The following is a 17,482-nucleotide window of genomic DNA, read 5'->3' on the forward strand; positions in this document are numbered from 1 at the left end:
TAAAAATGAAGCCTATTCTAAAAAAGCAACCTCTCTGGAAGCCTTGTAAAATAAGGGCTCTTCATGATCTTGCCCTGCCCTTGGACACAAAACCCACATACGTATCAAAAAGCAGGCAATTCTATCACTAGATGTATAGATTTCATTGGGGCAGCTCAACGTTCTGTGAATAAAGGTGCTATTTGTAGAACAAGTTAATGATTTGGACTCTGTAGACGAGGTGGTGGGGATCTTTTGGTTGATGGGGATCACCTACCAACGAACCCGAAAAATTAAGCGTTACTTATCAAAATCAAAGTTTCGGACTTTGAAAATTGGTTACGTTTTGGATGGGCATATGTGAAGGAGGGAGGGGGTATTTTGCTGTGGTCCATCCCCCCCTCCAGGAACCCGAGAAACCCTACAAACTAGAGTTCCCCGAGATTGGTTGACGATTACTGGCAGTAATCAGGGTGCTTATAAAAAAATACTGATGGACGTCCGCCAGGATTCGGGGCTTCAACACGCTGGATGTAGCCACGCTTCTCAAGCTGTTTCAGAGCTTTGTCACGTTCCTGAGCGCCGAGTCCTTTCCAGTTCTTGTCAGCAACAGATTTCTTCGTGAAGGGCTGGCTAAGGGTGTCAAGCTTATCAAGCAGTAGTTTGGCTGAAGTTACCTGCTCCTCATGCAACCAGTAAGAATGAATACGGCGAGCATGACTCTCAATATAACCCATGAACCGTATAGCCATTTCCAAAGCACTGCGGCTTACCTCTATGTCGGATGATTCACACAGATGAAAGATAAGTGCAAACTTCGCGCACAGTGCCGGATACTTACCAAGGATCGCTTGCCATTCGGTAGGTGAAGCATTTTGACGTTGATGCAGGTCTATTGCCCATTTATCCCATACAGCTTGGGCTTCGTCGGTAAAAGCACACGCAACAGAGTTTCCATGATCATCAAACTTTAGATCAGCCAATTGTTTAAAAAGAACACCTGCCATGAATGCTGGTAGCGGATCAGTCGGTTCATCGATATATTCCGAACCCTGATGGTCTGGATAAACCATATACTGCATTCGTTCGATAAAGCCGTCATTATCTTCGCCCTGTTTACGGGATCTCAGGTAAGGAATCAGCTTATCAGGCTGAATCCCGCCCATGATCCAAATGCCTAAACGTTTAATATAGACGTTGGGACGACCAACGCGTTCTTGTGTGTATGAACTGTCCCCGCCAAAACCTTCTAGATAAAAGGCACGATCATTGGCATTGTCTGCTCGATCAATCATTGCAAGTAAGCCTGACAGTTCATCACGAAAGACTAAGCAGCCTTCAGGATTCGATTCAGCACGGATAGCGATAGCTTCGATGGTCGCATCATTCACTAAAACTATCCGGTGATTAGGTAAGTCTACCCCCAACTCACGAATCTCGCGCTTTAGCGTTTTGGCTTTTTCAAGTTCTCCGTTTTTGGCTGCTGCTTTGGCATCTTTTTCCTTATTTTGAATGACTAAATCATTAACAGCCTTATCAGCTTCGACTTCGTTAACTACCGAAGTATATTCCTCGTCAAACTCATTCTGAGCCAAGGAGAGAAGTGAGGTACCGATTTTTAATGCTGGTGTTTTTTTTGTTGATGGTGAGCCCACCGCAACGCACCACAAAACAGGGGCAATAAGCCAACCGAAATCATATTTCTTTGGGCGAATCATACGCGTTGTTCCAATCACAGCGCTAACACAGGCAATTATCGCCATGACAGCATAGTCAAGAGCTGTGTTGTCCATTTTCCGAACTTCGATCTTTGCATGGTTGTAGATAACATCGGGAAGCATGGCTTTAGACAATGGTAAGACAGGTTCAAGCTCAGCATTAAAAGGTTGCGGATCTCCCCACTCCTGCCAATCAACATTTGGCTCTTCACCGGATTCAGTAAGGTCATCCGGCACGCGAGGCTCCTTCAAGCCAGCTTCAATACCGCTAGCGATAGTTGCCTTTGCTTCCTGCTCACTCAACCCGATATTAAGAGCCGCATCAACAAGTCCATTATAGCCATCATTCTGATTAACTTGATGGCCACCAATCAGCCGCCCGACATTAAACGCTTGCGCGTTAAGAGTGTCGTTGCGTGTGCCTTCTTTGGCTATCAGCATTTCACTAATACAGCCATCTAATGCCTTCGCACCATATGCCGTGGTTGGAACGTTATAGTTGGGCTGTGTAGGCACTGGTTCCTGGATTACAGTTTCCTTAAGCTTCTCCTTGCCGGATTGGGCAATTGCCGTTGCTACCTCTACGCTAATCTCAGCGGCTTCATGCAGCGGAATGTCGGTTAGCCAATGGTAAGCCTTAAGCTCTCCGGTATGCTTACAACGCGCTACAGAGGGCGAAATGACGACATAACCGCCTTCACCACGGATATCGACACCATCGATGATCCCGGCTCGATTTGAGATTTCGATACCGTCAGGGATCCTGAAAAAGTAATGGCGACCACCTGAGGGGGTTGCTTGGCAACAGGCGGACTCCCAATCTACAAAACCATATTTTTCCACAAATTCCAGCTTTGCCTGCTCAATACCTTCGTCTGTTCGGTCAACATCGATGGCAAGAAGGTTCAGGTTACCATTGTGCCCCGTAATCAGCCCAAGGTTGCCGTCGTGGGCTTTAAAAAGCTCCGGTGAAGCAAGGCTTTCGCGGTATTGTTTCCAGCATTTAACTGCTGGTGTTTTTTCGTGCTTTTTCAGTGGAAAGACTGAAAGAAAACATTGCAGATAACTTACAGCAATATCAATAATATTAAATTCCATCGTTATTCCTTCTTGACAGAATTACGTTAAGAAAAGGGAAGGCACTTCCTTCCCCGTTAGTTCTAGGAACAGGTATTATTTTTCTTCAACCAGACAATTCTCGACGACTTCACTGCCGTGTTCTTTAATGAGTTTTTTCACGGTATCAATGCTGCGTTCATACTTACCTTGTGCCAGCTTACGTTTCTGCTCACTTCGCTGTTCCTCTCGCTCAGTGTAAAAACGCTGACGTTCTTCGAGCTTGATATACCACACGGTATCAGCTGGGTTGATTGCTGGTATAACCGATATTTCAATATGGATATTATTTTTAATTGTTTGAATAATCTGACCGGGATCAGACGTATAGTTACACAATTCGCTGATATCTTTACGGTTAAGTTTTTTGCCTTTTAAAAGCGGGATGAATACCTTCAGTGCATAACGTTTACGAGTCATGGCTTACCTCCGTTGACAGCTTCCGTGCATCAAGCATCTCAGAGACAAGAGCCTTAATTTGCTCGTTGGTATAGCCTGCAACTCTTGCTTTTAGAACAGCATCAATTTCACGTTCGAGCCACCCGACTGAACGGTAACCAAGCGAGATTTGAGATGGGAACAGCCCGTGCTGGATTTGCTTATATAGACAAGCCCGGGAAATACCCGTTTTCGTGAGTACCTCTGGTAAGCGAATGATGTTGAATGATGAAGGGGGGTGAACGCTCATAATGACTCCTTTCGGTTCGTAAGGTCTATGAGCGCATTAAAACGGATTATTTATTTTTTGTACGGGACAGATTAGAGTCTGTATTTTGTCCTTCAATCAATTCAACAATTCCCTTACAAAAAATTAACTCGGTATTTTTTATTTTAGTGAACATATCATTATCTAAATAAGCAGGTTTTTTATGACGCGCCTCTAGTTTCTCTATTCGCTCTTGCAAATATTTTTCTGCTTCTATGATATACGGTAAAAAGTCCGGAAAGCCGCAGTAGTCATGAGCAGTTTTAATGCAATGAGTGTGTCGTAGCATTGCATTTTTGCACTTATTTAAAGCACTGGGATAGTCTTCTTCTATTCCAAAACCTAAAATTTCAGCGCGGTGTTGTTCGCTTGTAATACCGCACACATGATTAAGAATCAGGTTTGCCAACCCTTTTATGTGTCTCTGTATTGTGCGTCCCTTTTTCGGGGGCGTGCTATAAAGACCAACCTCTGACAACATCAGTGGTATGTACCTGCCGCATTCCAGCGCCATATCTTCACGCTTAGAGTCGTGTTTTTGATCCAGATATGATCCCACGGCGGCTCCAACTTCAATAGCTAACGGTGAGCGATCATTTAGATTGATGAAGCCATCATATAGTTCGCTGGCATCAAAATGATCCAAAACCCATCGCTGTTGTCCGTCATAAACCTGTAAAACTAATTCTTGTGTTTCTGGATTCTCGATTACTTCAACTTTCACCGGTCTTATACCTTTCCCTGTTTAATCATTTATTATTGACTGATCAGCTGCTACTTAAAAACTACAACTTGATATTCTGCTAAGCCCTACTCACAGAAGCAATTGCTTTCATTGAATTCTGCAACCGTTTCGGCGGAATTGACTTACCATACCTACCAAATGAAATGGATTTTTGAGAGTGACCTAAGATGGCTACCGCGAACTGTTCTGGCTGACCAGCCTACTTCAACTCCGTCGCCACCAAATGACGCAGAGAATGAAACTCAGGCAGGTGATACTTCTTGCGCCAACGATTAAACCATTTGCCAAAAATAGTGGGCACAATTACCCTTGTAGATAGTCGCCTCAGGAAATAACCGCCCTTCCCTGCTTGAAGCAAACTTGATAAAGCCTTCAATATTGAAGTACTCAGGAAGGTATACAGGCAGTGGCAGAACCCTCTTACTGCTGGCTGTCTTTAAGTTCTGGTAATCTTCGGCTTGGTCGATGCTAACGCACCAAACACCTTCAACCTGGACAATATCATCACGGTGAAGCTGGCAGATTTCATTGCAACGCATTCCGGTAAATCGCCCTAACAGGACTACCCATCGCTTCCACTCATCAATCTCTGAAGATAGAGCGATTAATCTCTCAGCTTGATCGATACTGTATGCCTTCAACTGCGAGAACGGGTTTGTTACATCTATATCAGTGCGTTTATCCAGCCAATGGAGGTACGCCCCTATCTTGCTCGCATGCTTGTTTTTCGTTGGAATGGCGACAGTCAAAGAGTCCAAAAAGCTTGCCGCAGCTGTAGAGCTGGTTGCATCAAAGATGGTGTCTTGCCTGAGATACATAATGTACCGAGTGATGAAGCACCTGTTCGTCAGTAATTCACGCTCACAACAGCGCCGAGCCTTAACCTCAATGTAGTGCTCAAGGTGTTGGGACAGATAATCAGGTGTAACCGTGACAGGTAATGTGGGGGCATGGGGCAAAGGTTGAGACGACCTGCGAGATGACTGCTCGCAAGCCAGCAGGTTGATCACTTGCTCTTTGGCAGTACGCTTACACCGTGTTCTCAGGCTTTTTCGAGTTTCTTTTCGCTTACCCGAAGGCAGGAGATAGACTTTACGGAAGTACCAGATACCGTGCGGAGATAACCAGAGATTAGTTGTCATAGCAGCCTCAAGTAATACACATAAAGTGGATCACCTAGACTATAATTTGAGTAGTTTCGCAGATAAGATGCTGATTTTATTTGGCAAGCGCCAGATGGGTGGAAGCCCCCACCAGCCCCTCCCCTCCCTCTAGTCTCAGCATAGGTCGATTGAATTTATTATTCTTTCATTTGGCTATCTTGCTCAGTAGCTTTCAATATCTTATAGACCTGCTGGCGACTAATACCATGCTTCTCAGCAACCTTCGTTTTCGCCATCCCTGTATCAAGATCGGCTAAAACTGCTTCACGGTTCGTCGTTCTCATGCGCCCAAACTTCACTCCAGCTTCCATTGCCGCTTTACGTCCTTCATTGGTTCTTTCTAGTATGCGAGCTCGCTCAGCCTGGGCGACTGCTGCCAGGATGGTGACAACCATCTTCCCCATAGCACCTTCGGTACTGATGCCATCATCTAGAAAACGAACAGCGATACCACGACTGTCCAATTCTTCGATGCTGTTAATCATATCTCGGGTATTACGACCAAGGCGGTCGAGTTTAGAAATCAAGATGGCATCTCCCTTACGCGCCTTGGTTAATAGTAACTTTAAGCCACCACGGTCATCGTTCTTACCACTGGCTTTATCCGTAAAAAGGAAATCTGGCGAGTTCTCTACCCCAGCAACAATAAGCTTCTTTATCTGTATGTCGAGGTTCTGTTGATTTGTTGATACGCGAGCATATCCCAGTAGCGCCATTACTCTTCCTCCATGAATGTAAACTAAGTCGATTTGTTTACGCTAAGATGTAAACAAACTCAAGAACAGGACTTAATTTACACTGTAGGACATGGTTCTGAGAGTGCAAACAAACTTATAACTTTGTTTACACCATAAGATACAGCTCACTGTACGATATAGAGTTAAGCCTTTTTATCTAGATGAGTCGAAGAAATGACCATTGAGGGAACTTCACACAAGGCAAGAGGTAGTGGTCTAATGATCCCGGACAGAGGGGGCAGACTCACTCCATTCGCATCATTCAAACGCAGAGAAAACCTAGTCAACCAACAGGTCAAACAGCGATTAGCACAGATTCGGTTTGCCAAATCAGGCTCGATGAACTAAACCTACCTTATCAATAACCTAAGCAGTTACCTCTTTAATCAACCAGCGGTGCACTACTCGATTAAAATTCATTACTTTTCCGGGCACAACGCTAAAACTGGGCTGGAAGGATACCATCTAGCGCCCGGTTCGCCAAAGAAACGTAACTGAAAAGTATGAGTTAATGGTACAACTAGAGAGATAAACCACTGAATATACGGAAGTTATCAATATGATTACTAATGGTAGTTCAGCGGGTACAACAATTACGTCATCAAACCAGCATGCTTCTGAAGTCATACTTAACATCCCTTCAGAGGTCGATCAAAAAAGTCACACATAAGGTAGATCAAAAGGTAATGAAGGCACACTGCATTTTGCAATGGTAAAAAAACTAAACACCTTCTATCTGCGGATCCTCCATTACACAGGGAGTCCGAAACGAAAAAGGTTACCGCGTCACTGATGAGAGACCACTAATTAATAACAGTTCAGATTGCACCAAAACAAAAAATAAAGATGACAAATATTTTCAATTAAAATTGAATGCAATTCAACCATCTCATTTTATGGATGTCATATTTCATTTTTAATATTTGTTTTGCTCGATTCAGCTATCTTATTCCTCCGGAGATCATAAAAACATCAAGTTTATTCCATAAAAGCGCTGCGGATATTATTTCAGTCGCTATTCATGCTCGTCTATAAAATATACATAACCGCAAAGTGTGGTATTGATCACTTTATTAATGAAATAAATAGTAGAGTATACGCACATAGTTTGAGATATATCACCCGCGAGTACATTTAATATGCCTTACCTACATTTTATTTTTGGCCTGGCTGTTGTAGCCGCCTTAGCATTAATCGCCAGCAAGGACAGAAAGAGCATAAAAATCCGCTATATTATTCAACTTCTTGTTATCGAAATGGGTCTCGCTTATTTCCTGCTCAATTCTTCAGCAGGAACAGGCATCGTTACTCAATTTTCAGACGCATTTAAAAACCTGATGACATTTGCCGCAGAAGGAACCAATTTTGTATTTAGTGGCGTGGTGAATATTGATCAATTCGATTTCTTCATGCAGGTATTAATGCCGATTGTATTCATCTCTGCATTAATCGGTATTTTACAACACATAAAAGTACTCCCAGTTATTATCCAATTTATTGGTTTTGTACTTTCAAAAATTAATGGTATGGGTAAGTTGGAATCCTTTAATGCCATTAGCGCATTAATGGTTGGCCAGTCAGAAAACTTTATTACCTACAAAGATATTCTTAGCAAAATGTCAGAACGCCGTATGTACACACTGGCCGCAACGGCAATGTCAACGGTATCTATGTCTATTGTTGGCTCGTACATGCAGTTGATTGCGCCTAAATATGTCGTAGCTGCGCTAATTCTGAATATGTTCAGCACCTTTATTATCCTGTCCCTTATCAACCCTTATGATCATGAATCAGAAATCAACTTTGATGACATGGTTAAAGAAAGCAGCGAAGAAAAACTAACGTTCTTTGAAATGCTGGGTGAATACATCATCACTGGCTTTAAAGTCGCGGTTATTGTTGCAGCAATGCTGATTGGCTTTATTTCACTGATTGCCATGATCAACCAAATCTTTACCTGGGCGTTTGGTATCAGCTTCCAGGATACTATTGGTTATGTGTTCTACCCTGTTGCCTGGTTAATGGGTATTCCGGCTAGTGAAGCACTACAGGCGGGCAGCATCATGGCAACAAAACTGGTTTCTAACGAGTTTGTAGCAATGATGGCACTACAAGATAAGATGGCAAACCTTTCGGCGCAAACCGTTGGTACACTCTCTATTTTCCTTGTATCTTTCGCTAACTTCAGCTCAATCGGCATCATTGCAGGTGCGGTAAAAGGCGTTAATGAAGAGAAAGGCAACATGGTGGCACGCTTTGGTTTACGTCTGCTTTATGGTGCAACACTTGTGAGCGTACTGTCAGCAATGATCGCCAATATCATGCTCAACTAGGCTCCATTTGCTTATCACTATATGTTTAAAATGCTGGCCAATGTGCCAGCATTTTTCTACTTTCCACCTTGCCTACAGCCTGAATAGAAAAGCCAAAGTCCAATACGTGCGGCATATTCCCAGAAAACACCTCGAAACAAAAAAAGCAAATAAAAGACCAGCCAAAATATTCCACGGCCAAATACCCCCTTATAAAACAACATATTGACATATAAAACACTAGAGATATTCATTCAAGCCATGATACCGTTGCGCGCTAGAGCTCATACCTTAGAGGTATAAATGTGAAAAAGGGGATGCTTGGTCTCTGTCTTGCTGTAGCACTTTCGCCGGCTTTAGTTAATGCGCAAGGCATCAATGGTCTTTATCTTGGTGCGTCGGCAGGTAAAACTGAGTTAGATGTCAGCTCATTCGATCTAGATATAGATCCATCAATAAGCTTAGAAACTGATTATACTGATACTGGTTTTAAAGTATTTGGCGGCACTCAAATTAATAGAAACCTTGCAGTAGAAGTCTTCTATACAGATTTTGGTCAATACAAAATAAACGCAACAGGCTTCAATACAACGATTAATAATACTATTGAAGCATAAACAGTCGGTATTGGTTTTACAGGAATCTTGCCAGTTACCAATGATATCGAAGTCTTCGCTAAGCTTGGTATGCACTCTTGGCGAGCTGATACAACATCTAGTGTAAGTAAATCCTTTAAAAAGGATGGCTTCGATCCTAACTTTAGTATTGGCCTGGCGCTAAACATACAGCAGATGTCGGTTCGTGCAGAATACGAGCGATACAAACTAGATGAAGTGGATATTGACATGATGTCTGTTGGCATCGCTTATCGATTCTAATCAATGACTCATTGAATTCTAAGCCAACATTAATTGTTGTCGCTTTCTCCAGAAGTTCATTGATCTGTTCGCGGTTTGGAAATTTCATCAGACACTACTCCAAACCGCAATTCCCTCGCTACCATTTATCAGACCCACCTCAATAAAATTAATCACATATATTGGTAGCCTAATAATCACGACACAGAATAGAAAGAACATGGCGATTTTCTGAATTTCAATAGAAATTATCAGGGAGAGGCAATGAGTACTTTTTCAGAGTTACAAATCGATCTTCGTCAAATGATCATTGCAATTGAAACGGCTGTATCTTTGGTTGGTATGAATGATACCAATCACGGAAAGCGTGTCGGCTATATTGCCAGCCAATTAGGGAACCAACTCGGTTTCAGTGAGCAAGATATCCAGTTTTCATTTGACCTTGGTTTACTACACGATTGCGGCGTATCGACTGAACAAATGCATTCTAATCTGGTTAACCACTTTGACTGGAATGACTCACACATCCATTGTGAAATTGGCTACCGTTTATTGAAAGACTTCGCTCCTCTCTCTCACTTTGCCCTACCAATCCTGTACCACCATACTCCATGGGAAAAGCTGAAAGGTTTCCAAATCAGTATGCAAGATGCTCGCATGGCTAACCTTATCTTTCTTTCTGATCGTATTGATGTTCTTGCAGCGCCCCATTACGATAGCGACATATTGCTAGCACGAAATGAAATAGTCACAACTCTGAGATACCATTCAGAATCTTTTTTCGATCCAGCTCTAATAAAGGCATTCATCGAGGCAGAACAATGTGAAGCCTTCTGGATAGCCTTGGAAGATCGCCATGTTACCCGTTTTGCATGGGACATGAGCCACTATGAAAGCAGCCGCTCATTAAACATTCCGCAGCTAAAACAGTTATCAATGATAATGGCTTACATCGTTGATCAAAAAAGCCCATTTACGGCTCAGCATTCACTAAGAGTAGCTAACCTAGCAAAATTCCTTGGGAAAACCTTCGGTTTATTTAACGAACAATGTGACAAAATTGAAATCGCAGGCCTGTTACATGACTTAGGCAAACTGCATACGCCGGATCACATCCTGGAAAAACCAGGTCCACTTAATGATATCGAGCGTTCATCATGAACCAACATAGCTATGAGACTTATGAAATCTTACGGCACATACGGGGGTTGGAAGAAATTGCTCGATGGGCTGCGTTCCACCATGAAGGACTCAACGGAGCCGGATACCCATTCCATCCTTGTGAAAAAGATCTCAGTATAGAAGCCCGGATCATTGCTGTCGCTGATATTTTTCAGGCATTAGTTCAAGATCGCCCCTACCGAAACGGAATGCCACTTAATAAAGTCATCGATATTCTTGAAGATTTATCGCAGAGCAGAAAGCTTGACCCAAATATCGTCACCCTTACCAAACGCCATAGAGAAACGTGTTTTAAAATTGCCAAAGGAAGTGAAACAACTGATGAACTGCTATCCGAATAAAAGCTAATACAGAGATAGATGTTTATCTGTTAGATAATTAGCTCAATGAAGAAATCGCTTTGATACCCTTGGCATAAAATAACCAACCTGAACACTCGGTTATTCAGCTCATGATACCCAATCATAAATACCAACAAAAATTAAGTCCACACTTCGTAAACGAGATTAGGAGGCGAAGAGCTTGTAGTGCTTTTGTATGATACAAACGCAGAAGAAACAAAATTTGTCGCTGAAAAAATTCGCTCATGTGTTGAGAGGTTAAACATCACCTTCAACCATCACGAAGTGAGATGTACGATAAGCTTAGGTATTGCAATCGATTATGCAAAAGGCAGCTCTTTAAACAAACTGATTGGACAAGCAGACACCGCCCTATACAAAGCGAAAGCAAATGGTCATAACTGCTGGGAATTGGCACCAACAATGGTTTAACTCACCGCTTGCTACTTGCCATAATAAGTTAGTACTAATTTGTACAATACCACTAACTACGCTTTACTCAGCGAATCATGTAGGTTTCGTTAAGCTGCCTATTCTTTGCCCTTGATGAACTTTGACTCCCTGAAATACCCCAGGCTCAAACAAAAGAATATTCAATGAACCACCATATTTGAAATGCCCCAACTGTTCGCCCTTATAAATCTTCATGGGATTATGCTCGTCAATTTTTTTGTATTTATTGACAGTATTTATCGAACTCATATCAGCACCAATCTTACTAATGGTATTTAAACCAACAGCAACCATAGCGACCTGGCCGAATTTTTCAGTTTGAAATATAAAGATGGCACGATGAAACTGTTCAAAAACACTAAAATTGGCATCACTTGCGCCAACATTACCGTCATGAAACCATGATGGCGCCTCTTCCAAACCAAAATACACCTGACCCGCCTCTTCATAATGCACCAGCTTCCCAGTTACCGGCGCATGGTAATGATGATAATCAGAAGGTAACAAAACACAGGAAAGGGCAGTTCCACCGATAAAACGATCCCAACTATAGTAACCATTTAATAATTGTTTGACGTTTAGCCGGTTATGCCCTTTAGTCTCAAGCGTCGTTTCTCCGGTTAAAGCCGAATCAATCATGTTGAGTTCACTATCAGCCGGCGCAACAATGACCGAGTCATCCTCTGTCGCACAAACAGTTCTTGCTCCTGGTTTCAATTCCCGAGTAAAAAACGCATTGAATGTTTTGTATCCCCCACTGGGTACCTGAAAATCTTCAATGTGTGTTGCAGGGTCATTAATCCACTCAGATATAGCATCCTGAACTTCATGGCCTGGGGTATCCATGAATTTTCCGCGAGCAATGATGAATTTGACAGTCCAATCATAAATCACAGGTCTGTCATTTACTTTAAATGTATTCAGGAAGTGAGCAGCCTGGTCATTGTTATAGTAAAACTCAGTAAAATGCATAATAAAACCGAGTCCAGCTTGGGAGGGTGTAGCAAGGAAATGAAACCAATTATTGAAGTAAAAACAAAATGCCATGTAATCTTTTCCTGCCCAGATGTTATTTTTAGGCTTAAGTGGTGGGTCATCAGGAAAATTTTTAATATTATCAATGGCATCATTGAATGCGATTTGTACTTCAGGATTGTTTTCGAAAATGTCTTTAAGCTCTTCTACTATCGGGCACAAAGGCTTCTTCTCAAATAATAGCATCTCGTCTCTTGTCATGATTTATCCTTCTTATGTGATTATAGATAGGTCTACCACTTCAGAACAAATTTAAGAACGATAGATATTCAAAAGCCACTTATCAAATATTACATCCTTTTATAGTAGGCAATAACATCAACATCTGCTAACACAAAGCTACATTTCGCTTTTATCATTCACTTTAAAATCATACAATTAAAAGTAACTAATTAGTTCAAGGTTAAATCCCGTGCCACAAATCAAAACAATCATTTTATTATTACTTCTCATTTCTTCACAAGCTATCGCTAAATCTAAGGATATTTACGACCCAACACAAAATGTTTTTGAGAACTACTACGAAGCTCTCAAAACAGCCACAACCACACATAAAAATATTTTTGTTATAGCGGGTGGGAATTGGTGCCGCTGGTGTTACAAGTTCGAAAAAGATTTGAAAGAATTAAAACTAGACAAGGTTATCGAGAAAGATTTTGTATTTATTAAAGCAAACTGGAGTGATGAAAATAAAAATGAAGACTTTTTCAATTTATTCCCGGAAATTACAGCTTTTCCGCACATCATGATCATCTCAAAAGATGGTGAGTTACTTGAATCCCGGAATGTCAGCTTCAGCGAAGAAGAGTTTAGAGAGATACTACGAAAGTACTCAATAACAGCATAATCCATCACGCATCTGCCCAAAGCATGGCAAACAAGATCTTGCCATGCTGTCATAAAGCCAATATCTTCACATACCTTCCTCACCGTCAAAAAATCGCCTAATGTTCATTAGATTGACTATTCCAACTTTCAATTAATACAACATCCTTACTAAAGCTGAGCAACGTCAAAAAACAAATGTATATTCAGTGACAAACAAATTTTAAAAGCGCATTTTATATATGAGTCACAAGCATGAAACTACATTGAGCATTAATAGCTTTATTATTAATGCTGATTAACCATTTATTTTTCACATTCAATTCATGGCAAAGCGGTAGGGTTTATGAATAAATTTTCTAAAAATATCAAGCTAAATAATTAGCTTATTAAAATTCATCGCCATAGTTAGGGTAACACAAACATCTTATTGAGATGGTTGTTAGTAACATTCTTCTCTCAGGAATATTGCACAATGAAGTTTTCTAATAAACTCGTAATTTCGAGCACCTTAATTGCAACGGGTGCTATTGCTGCTCTATCAGCAATTCTTTATTACAACTCATATAAAGACATCACCGAAAATGTAACCAATAAAATGGAAACCTACTCTGTTTCCATGGCAAACCATATTGGTACCTGGTTACAAGGCAAAGAAAAGCAGATCAGAATGCTTCGCCAAGGAATTTCCCGGACCACAAGTGACGGGGAAATCCAAAGCTTGATAGATCTCCCTATACTCAAACAAGAATTCTCGGTTGCCTATGTCGGCCTTGAAGACCGGCCAAATTTAATTATCAACCACCCTTTTAATGATAAAACTTACGATGCGCGTAAACGCTCATGGTACAAAGAAGCCCGGGCGAAGGGCGACATCAATATCAAGAAGCCCTATATCGATACCAAAACCCAAAAACTGATGATAGCTATCGGCGCACCGCTTACTGATGCCCGTGGTATTCAAGGCGTAGTAAATGGGAAAATTGAACTCGACGCACTACTTGATATCTTAAACCACCACCCGCTTGGTAACGGTGGGTATGCATATCTTGTCGGCAATGATGGCGTTATTATCAGCCACCCAGACCCCAACCTTAACGGCAAGCCACTCTCACAACTATTCGACACCATGCCAACTTTAGGCAACAAACTACAAATGGCCTATATCAAGGGCGAAGAGAAGTTACTGTCATTTGCTCCCGTTAATATCCAAGGCGCTCATTGGAAAGTCGGCCTTGTACTCGATCATGCGGCAGCTTACGCATCCATCAGCCAGATGCAATCCTTCATCGCGGTATTTACTCTTGGTACAGCAGTACTTTGCTTTTTCTTCTATAGCCTCATCATCAGGCGCCTCCTCAAGCCAATGCAATTAATTGGTAATGCAATGCGACAAATTGCGAGTGGCAAAGCCAATCTGGGGCAACGAATTCACTCCCGCAGTAATGATGAATTCCAAGAGCTAGCAGAAAACTTCAATCACTTTATGGAGTCACTGCAAAAACTTATCATCGACATCCAGAATATTGGTGGCTACCTGCTTAAAACTAGCCGCGACGCACAAACCACAGCAGGCAACTCCGCTAATTATATTGCCAACCAACAGCAAGAAATTGATCAGCTAGCAGCGTCAATTAATGAAATGGCAATGACGTCACATAATGTCGCTCAAAATGCCCAACAAGTTGCCCACCATACAGAAGATGCCAATATCGCCACTATCGAAGGTAATCAAACCGTTGAAAATACAGCACAGGCTATCATTGCCTTATCTGAACAACTTGAACAGGCGCGAAAAACAGTCAATATCCTGGCTGAACACAGTGAAGGAATTGAATCCATTACCGATGTGATCAGCAGTATTGCAGAACAAACCAACTTACTGGCACTGAATGCCGCGATTGAAGCTGCAAGGGCAGGAGAACAAGGACGCGGTTTTGCGGTCGTAGCGGATGAAGTCCGTAATCTGGCATCACGAACTCAAGATGCCACTCGAGAAATCAATAGCATGATCGGTGTCTTACGTGAAAAAACAGGGGAAACCGTTGAAGTAATCGAAGCCAGCCGTATCGGTGCTCAGCGCTCTGTTGAACAAGCCGAACAGGCTAAAGAATCATTAGATAAAATCAACGGCGCTATCGAGCAAATATCTGGCATGACACTACAAATTGCCAGTGCAGCAGAACAACAAAGCTCCGCAACCGAAGAGATAAACCGCAACTCCGAAGCGATTCTCACAGCTTCAGCCTCATTAAACCAAACAGCCAAAGAAACGCATGACATGAGCCAATCATTACTGGATCAGTCACAGCAACAACAAACATTGTTAGGCGAATTCAGCCATTAATAAAACCTATTGCCCAAAGAAGCCATGCCTTCTTTGGGCTCTATTATAATTAAGCCACCATAATTACAGGGATTTTAAAAAATTGCTCAGGTAATTGTCCTGCCCTTATATTAACCTGCACCGAGGGGTAGAGCAGTTTTGGTGCATCCAGGTGACTATCCCTTTCCTGCCTGAACTCAACAAAATCACTTTTAGTTACGTCATCATTAATATGAATGTTCTCAGCCTTGCTATCAGCAACCGTCGTCAGATATTCCAACGCCCTACCTCCAGGCTGATAATCGTGGCAAATCCATAAGTTCGTCTCATCGGGCAAGTCATAGAGCCGGCGGATACTGTCATAAAGAAGTGAGGCGTCACCACCAGGAAAGTCACAACGTGCCGAACCAAAATCAGGCATGAACAAGGTATCACCGACAAAAGCATTGTCTTCAATGATATAGGTAACACTGTCATTAGTATGTCCTGGTGTCGCCAGCACAAGTCCTTTCAGCGTACCAAACGTAAAGTGCTCTTTATCTTCAAAAAGGTGGTCAAATCCATCACGGCCATCAGAAAACAACCCTTCAGGGAGAGCGAGAAGCTCTTTAAAAACAGCCTGAACCTCAATGATCCCCTTCCCTACAGCCACCTTGCCGCCAAGCTGGCTTCTCAGATAACTCGCAGCCGAAAGATGATCAGCATGAGCATGAGTTTCCAAAATCCAGTCAAGAGTTAAGCTATTATCTTTAAGAAAAGCAATCAGCTGATCAGCAAAATAATTATCTACCTTGCCAGAATTAACCGCAAAATCCCTGACGCTATCAATCACAACAGCGTGACCTCCAACCTGATCAAAGACGATATAACATAGAGTTGAAGTATCAGAGTGATAAAACACTTTTACTTGTGCCGCCATAACATAGTCCTCCTATACGGAGATGGACTTAAAAGCTTATTGTCATATGCTGTTAAGTCTAGTCATTGCCTCATCAGTATCACCTAGATTGGCGTAGGATTTTCACCGATTACTTGCCAAGCCATAACAGGCTGATTAACTTAGTCACTCACTGTCATTACATAGAACACTGGATATGAAGAAAATCTATCAACCATTATTTGATAACAATAATCCTCCCGGAGAGATTTTCTTTGGTCATGAGATATTCTTACCCAATACCACAACGCCCAAACACAGCCATCCATGGGGACAACTACAGTTCATCAAAGGTGGTATTCTGGAACTGACAACGGAAAAAAAACGTTTTCTCTCGCCATCACAATATGCGGTTTGGGTACCAGCGAGTATTGAACACGAAAGCTTCATGCGGCGAAGCCTGGACTACTGCTCAATGAATATCATCTCCCCTCTGGCAGAGGCATTACCTAGCTACGCCTGTTTATTGGAAGTCAGCCCCATCATGGATTCCATTATTGGCGACTTGAAAGACAGGCGCATTGCCGTTCCGAATTCTGATGAAGATCTTCGCTTGGTAAAAGTCCTGCTTGATCAAGTCCTCAAAGCCAAAGAGCATGACCAGTTCCTCCCTAACAGCGACAGTAAGCAACTGAAACCCATTCTCCAAGAACTTGAACATAACCCAACATCCCCAAAAACACTCAAAGATTGGGCGCAACAACTCCATACAACAGAACGGACACTTGCACGCCATTGCCAAGACAAGTTAGGTATGAGCTTCACTGAATGGCGTCAACGACGTAAGTTTATTTACTCATTGCACTTGCTACGCCAAGGGGTATCAATTAAAGAAATTGCCCTGACGCTCGGTTACCACCAGGCCACGCCGTTCATCACGCTATTCAAACGCCATGCCCAATGTACACCCGAACAATACAGGCAGCGCTTCTATTCAAGTGCAGAACGATGATCAAAGAAAATAACGACAATTTTTGGTCGTGATGCCAACTTGGTGATTTGAACTATAGTTTAGTTATTTGTCGAGTTATCGGGTGATCTTATGGCGAC

At 42.2% G+C, this 17,482-nt stretch carries 12 protein-coding genes and 3 pseudogenes; 7 read left to right on the forward strand and 8 right to left on the reverse strand.

Annotation, left to right across the window (positions count from 1 at the left end):
- Positions 1 to 434 precede the first annotated feature (434 nt).
- The 6 genes from Q0852_RS22555 to Q0852_RS22580 form a co-directional block, all read right to left on the reverse strand.
- Positions 435 to 2,795 (reverse strand): DUF3987 domain-containing protein, encoded by a 2,361-nt coding sequence (locus tag Q0852_RS22555; RefSeq protein ID WP_299022458.1) that lies wholly within the window; start codon positions 2,793 to 2,795, stop codon positions 435 to 437.
- Positions 2,796 to 2,870: 75 nt separating this feature from the next.
- Entirely contained in the window at positions 2,871 to 3,233 is a 363-nt protein-coding gene (locus Q0852_RS22560) for a hypothetical protein (protein ID WP_299022460.1), read from the reverse strand.
- Complete coding sequence (locus Q0852_RS22565) at positions 3,223 to 3,501, reverse strand: AlpA family transcriptional regulator (RefSeq protein ID WP_299022461.1); 279 nt, start codon at positions 3,499 to 3,501, stop codon at positions 3,223 to 3,225. The genes Q0852_RS22560 and Q0852_RS22565 overlap by 11 nt, the downstream gene beginning before the upstream one ends.
- 46 nt (positions 3,502 to 3,547) lie before the next feature.
- A complete protein-coding gene (locus Q0852_RS22570; protein ID WP_299022462.1) occupies positions 3,548 to 4,243 on the reverse strand; it encodes a hypothetical protein in 696 nt (231 codons plus the stop codon).
- Between the two features lie 293 nt (positions 4,244 to 4,536).
- Entirely contained in the window at positions 4,537 to 5,406 is an 870-nt protein-coding gene (locus Q0852_RS22575) for a hypothetical protein (protein ID WP_299022464.1), read from the reverse strand.
- Positions 5,407 to 5,564: 158 nt separating this feature from the next.
- Entirely contained in the window at positions 5,565 to 6,143 is a 579-nt protein-coding gene (locus Q0852_RS22580) for a recombinase family protein (RefSeq protein ID WP_299022465.1), read from the reverse strand.
- Between the two features lie 1,160 nt (positions 6,144 to 7,303).
- On the opposite strand from Q0852_RS22580, the gene Q0852_RS22585 reads away from it, so the two are divergent.
- From Q0852_RS22585 to Q0852_RS22605, 4 genes and pseudogenes are all read left to right on the forward strand, one after another.
- Positions 7,304 to 8,497, forward strand: coding sequence for a nucleoside transporter C-terminal domain-containing protein (locus Q0852_RS22585; protein WP_299022466.1), 1,194 nt, complete (start codon positions 7,304 to 7,306; stop codon positions 8,495 to 8,497).
- Positions 8,498 to 8,793: 296 nt separating this feature from the next.
- Positions 8,794 to 9,354, forward strand: a pseudogene (locus tag Q0852_RS22590) (outer membrane beta-barrel protein).
- 321 nt (positions 9,355 to 9,675) lie between these two features.
- A pseudogene (locus Q0852_RS24010) lies at positions 9,676 to 10,856 on the forward strand (HD domain-containing phosphohydrolase).
- A 174-nt stretch (positions 10,857 to 11,030) separates the two neighbouring features.
- Positions 11,031 to 11,288: pseudogene (locus Q0852_RS22605) on the forward strand (GGDEF domain-containing protein); the annotation flags it as partial.
- Positions 11,289 to 11,363: 75 nt separating this feature from the next.
- Here the strand turns inward: Q0852_RS22605 and Q0852_RS22610 are convergent.
- Positions 11,364 to 12,545, reverse strand: a complete 1,182-nt coding sequence (locus tag Q0852_RS22610) for a phosphatidylserine decarboxylase (protein ID WP_299022471.1) — start codon at positions 12,543 to 12,545, stop codon at positions 11,364 to 11,366.
- A gap of 211 nt (positions 12,546 to 12,756) precedes the next feature.
- Between Q0852_RS22610 and Q0852_RS22615 the strand changes: the two genes are divergently transcribed.
- Together Q0852_RS22615 and Q0852_RS22620 are read left to right on the forward strand one after the other, a co-directional pair.
- Positions 12,757 to 13,191 (forward strand): thioredoxin family protein, encoded by a 435-nt coding sequence (locus Q0852_RS22615; protein WP_299022473.1) that lies wholly within the window; start codon positions 12,757 to 12,759, stop codon positions 13,189 to 13,191.
- A gap of 453 nt (positions 13,192 to 13,644) precedes the next feature.
- The gene (locus Q0852_RS22620) at positions 13,645 to 15,516 is read left to right on the forward strand and encodes a methyl-accepting chemotaxis protein (RefSeq protein WP_299022474.1); all 1,872 of its coding nucleotides are present in this window, start codon (positions 13,645 to 13,647) and stop codon (positions 15,514 to 15,516) included.
- A gap of 49 nt (positions 15,517 to 15,565) precedes the next feature.
- Here the strand turns inward: Q0852_RS22620 and Q0852_RS22625 are convergent, their stop codons facing one another.
- Positions 15,566 to 16,414, reverse strand: a complete 849-nt coding sequence (locus Q0852_RS22625; protein WP_299022475.1) for an MBL fold metallo-hydrolase — start codon at positions 16,412 to 16,414, stop codon at positions 15,566 to 15,568.
- A 175-nt stretch (positions 16,415 to 16,589) separates the two neighbouring features.
- Between Q0852_RS22625 and Q0852_RS22630 the strand changes: the two genes are divergently transcribed.
- The gene (locus Q0852_RS22630; protein ID WP_299022476.1) at positions 16,590 to 17,384 is read left to right on the forward strand and encodes a helix-turn-helix transcriptional regulator; all 795 of its coding nucleotides are present in this window, start codon (positions 16,590 to 16,592) and stop codon (positions 17,382 to 17,384) included.
- Positions 17,385 to 17,482 lie beyond the last annotated feature (98 nt).

It is taken from the genome of uncultured Photobacterium sp. (genome assembly GCF_947502415.1).
In the GTDB taxonomy this organism is placed as follows: Bacteria; Pseudomonadota; Gammaproteobacteria; order Enterobacterales; family Vibrionaceae; genus Photobacterium.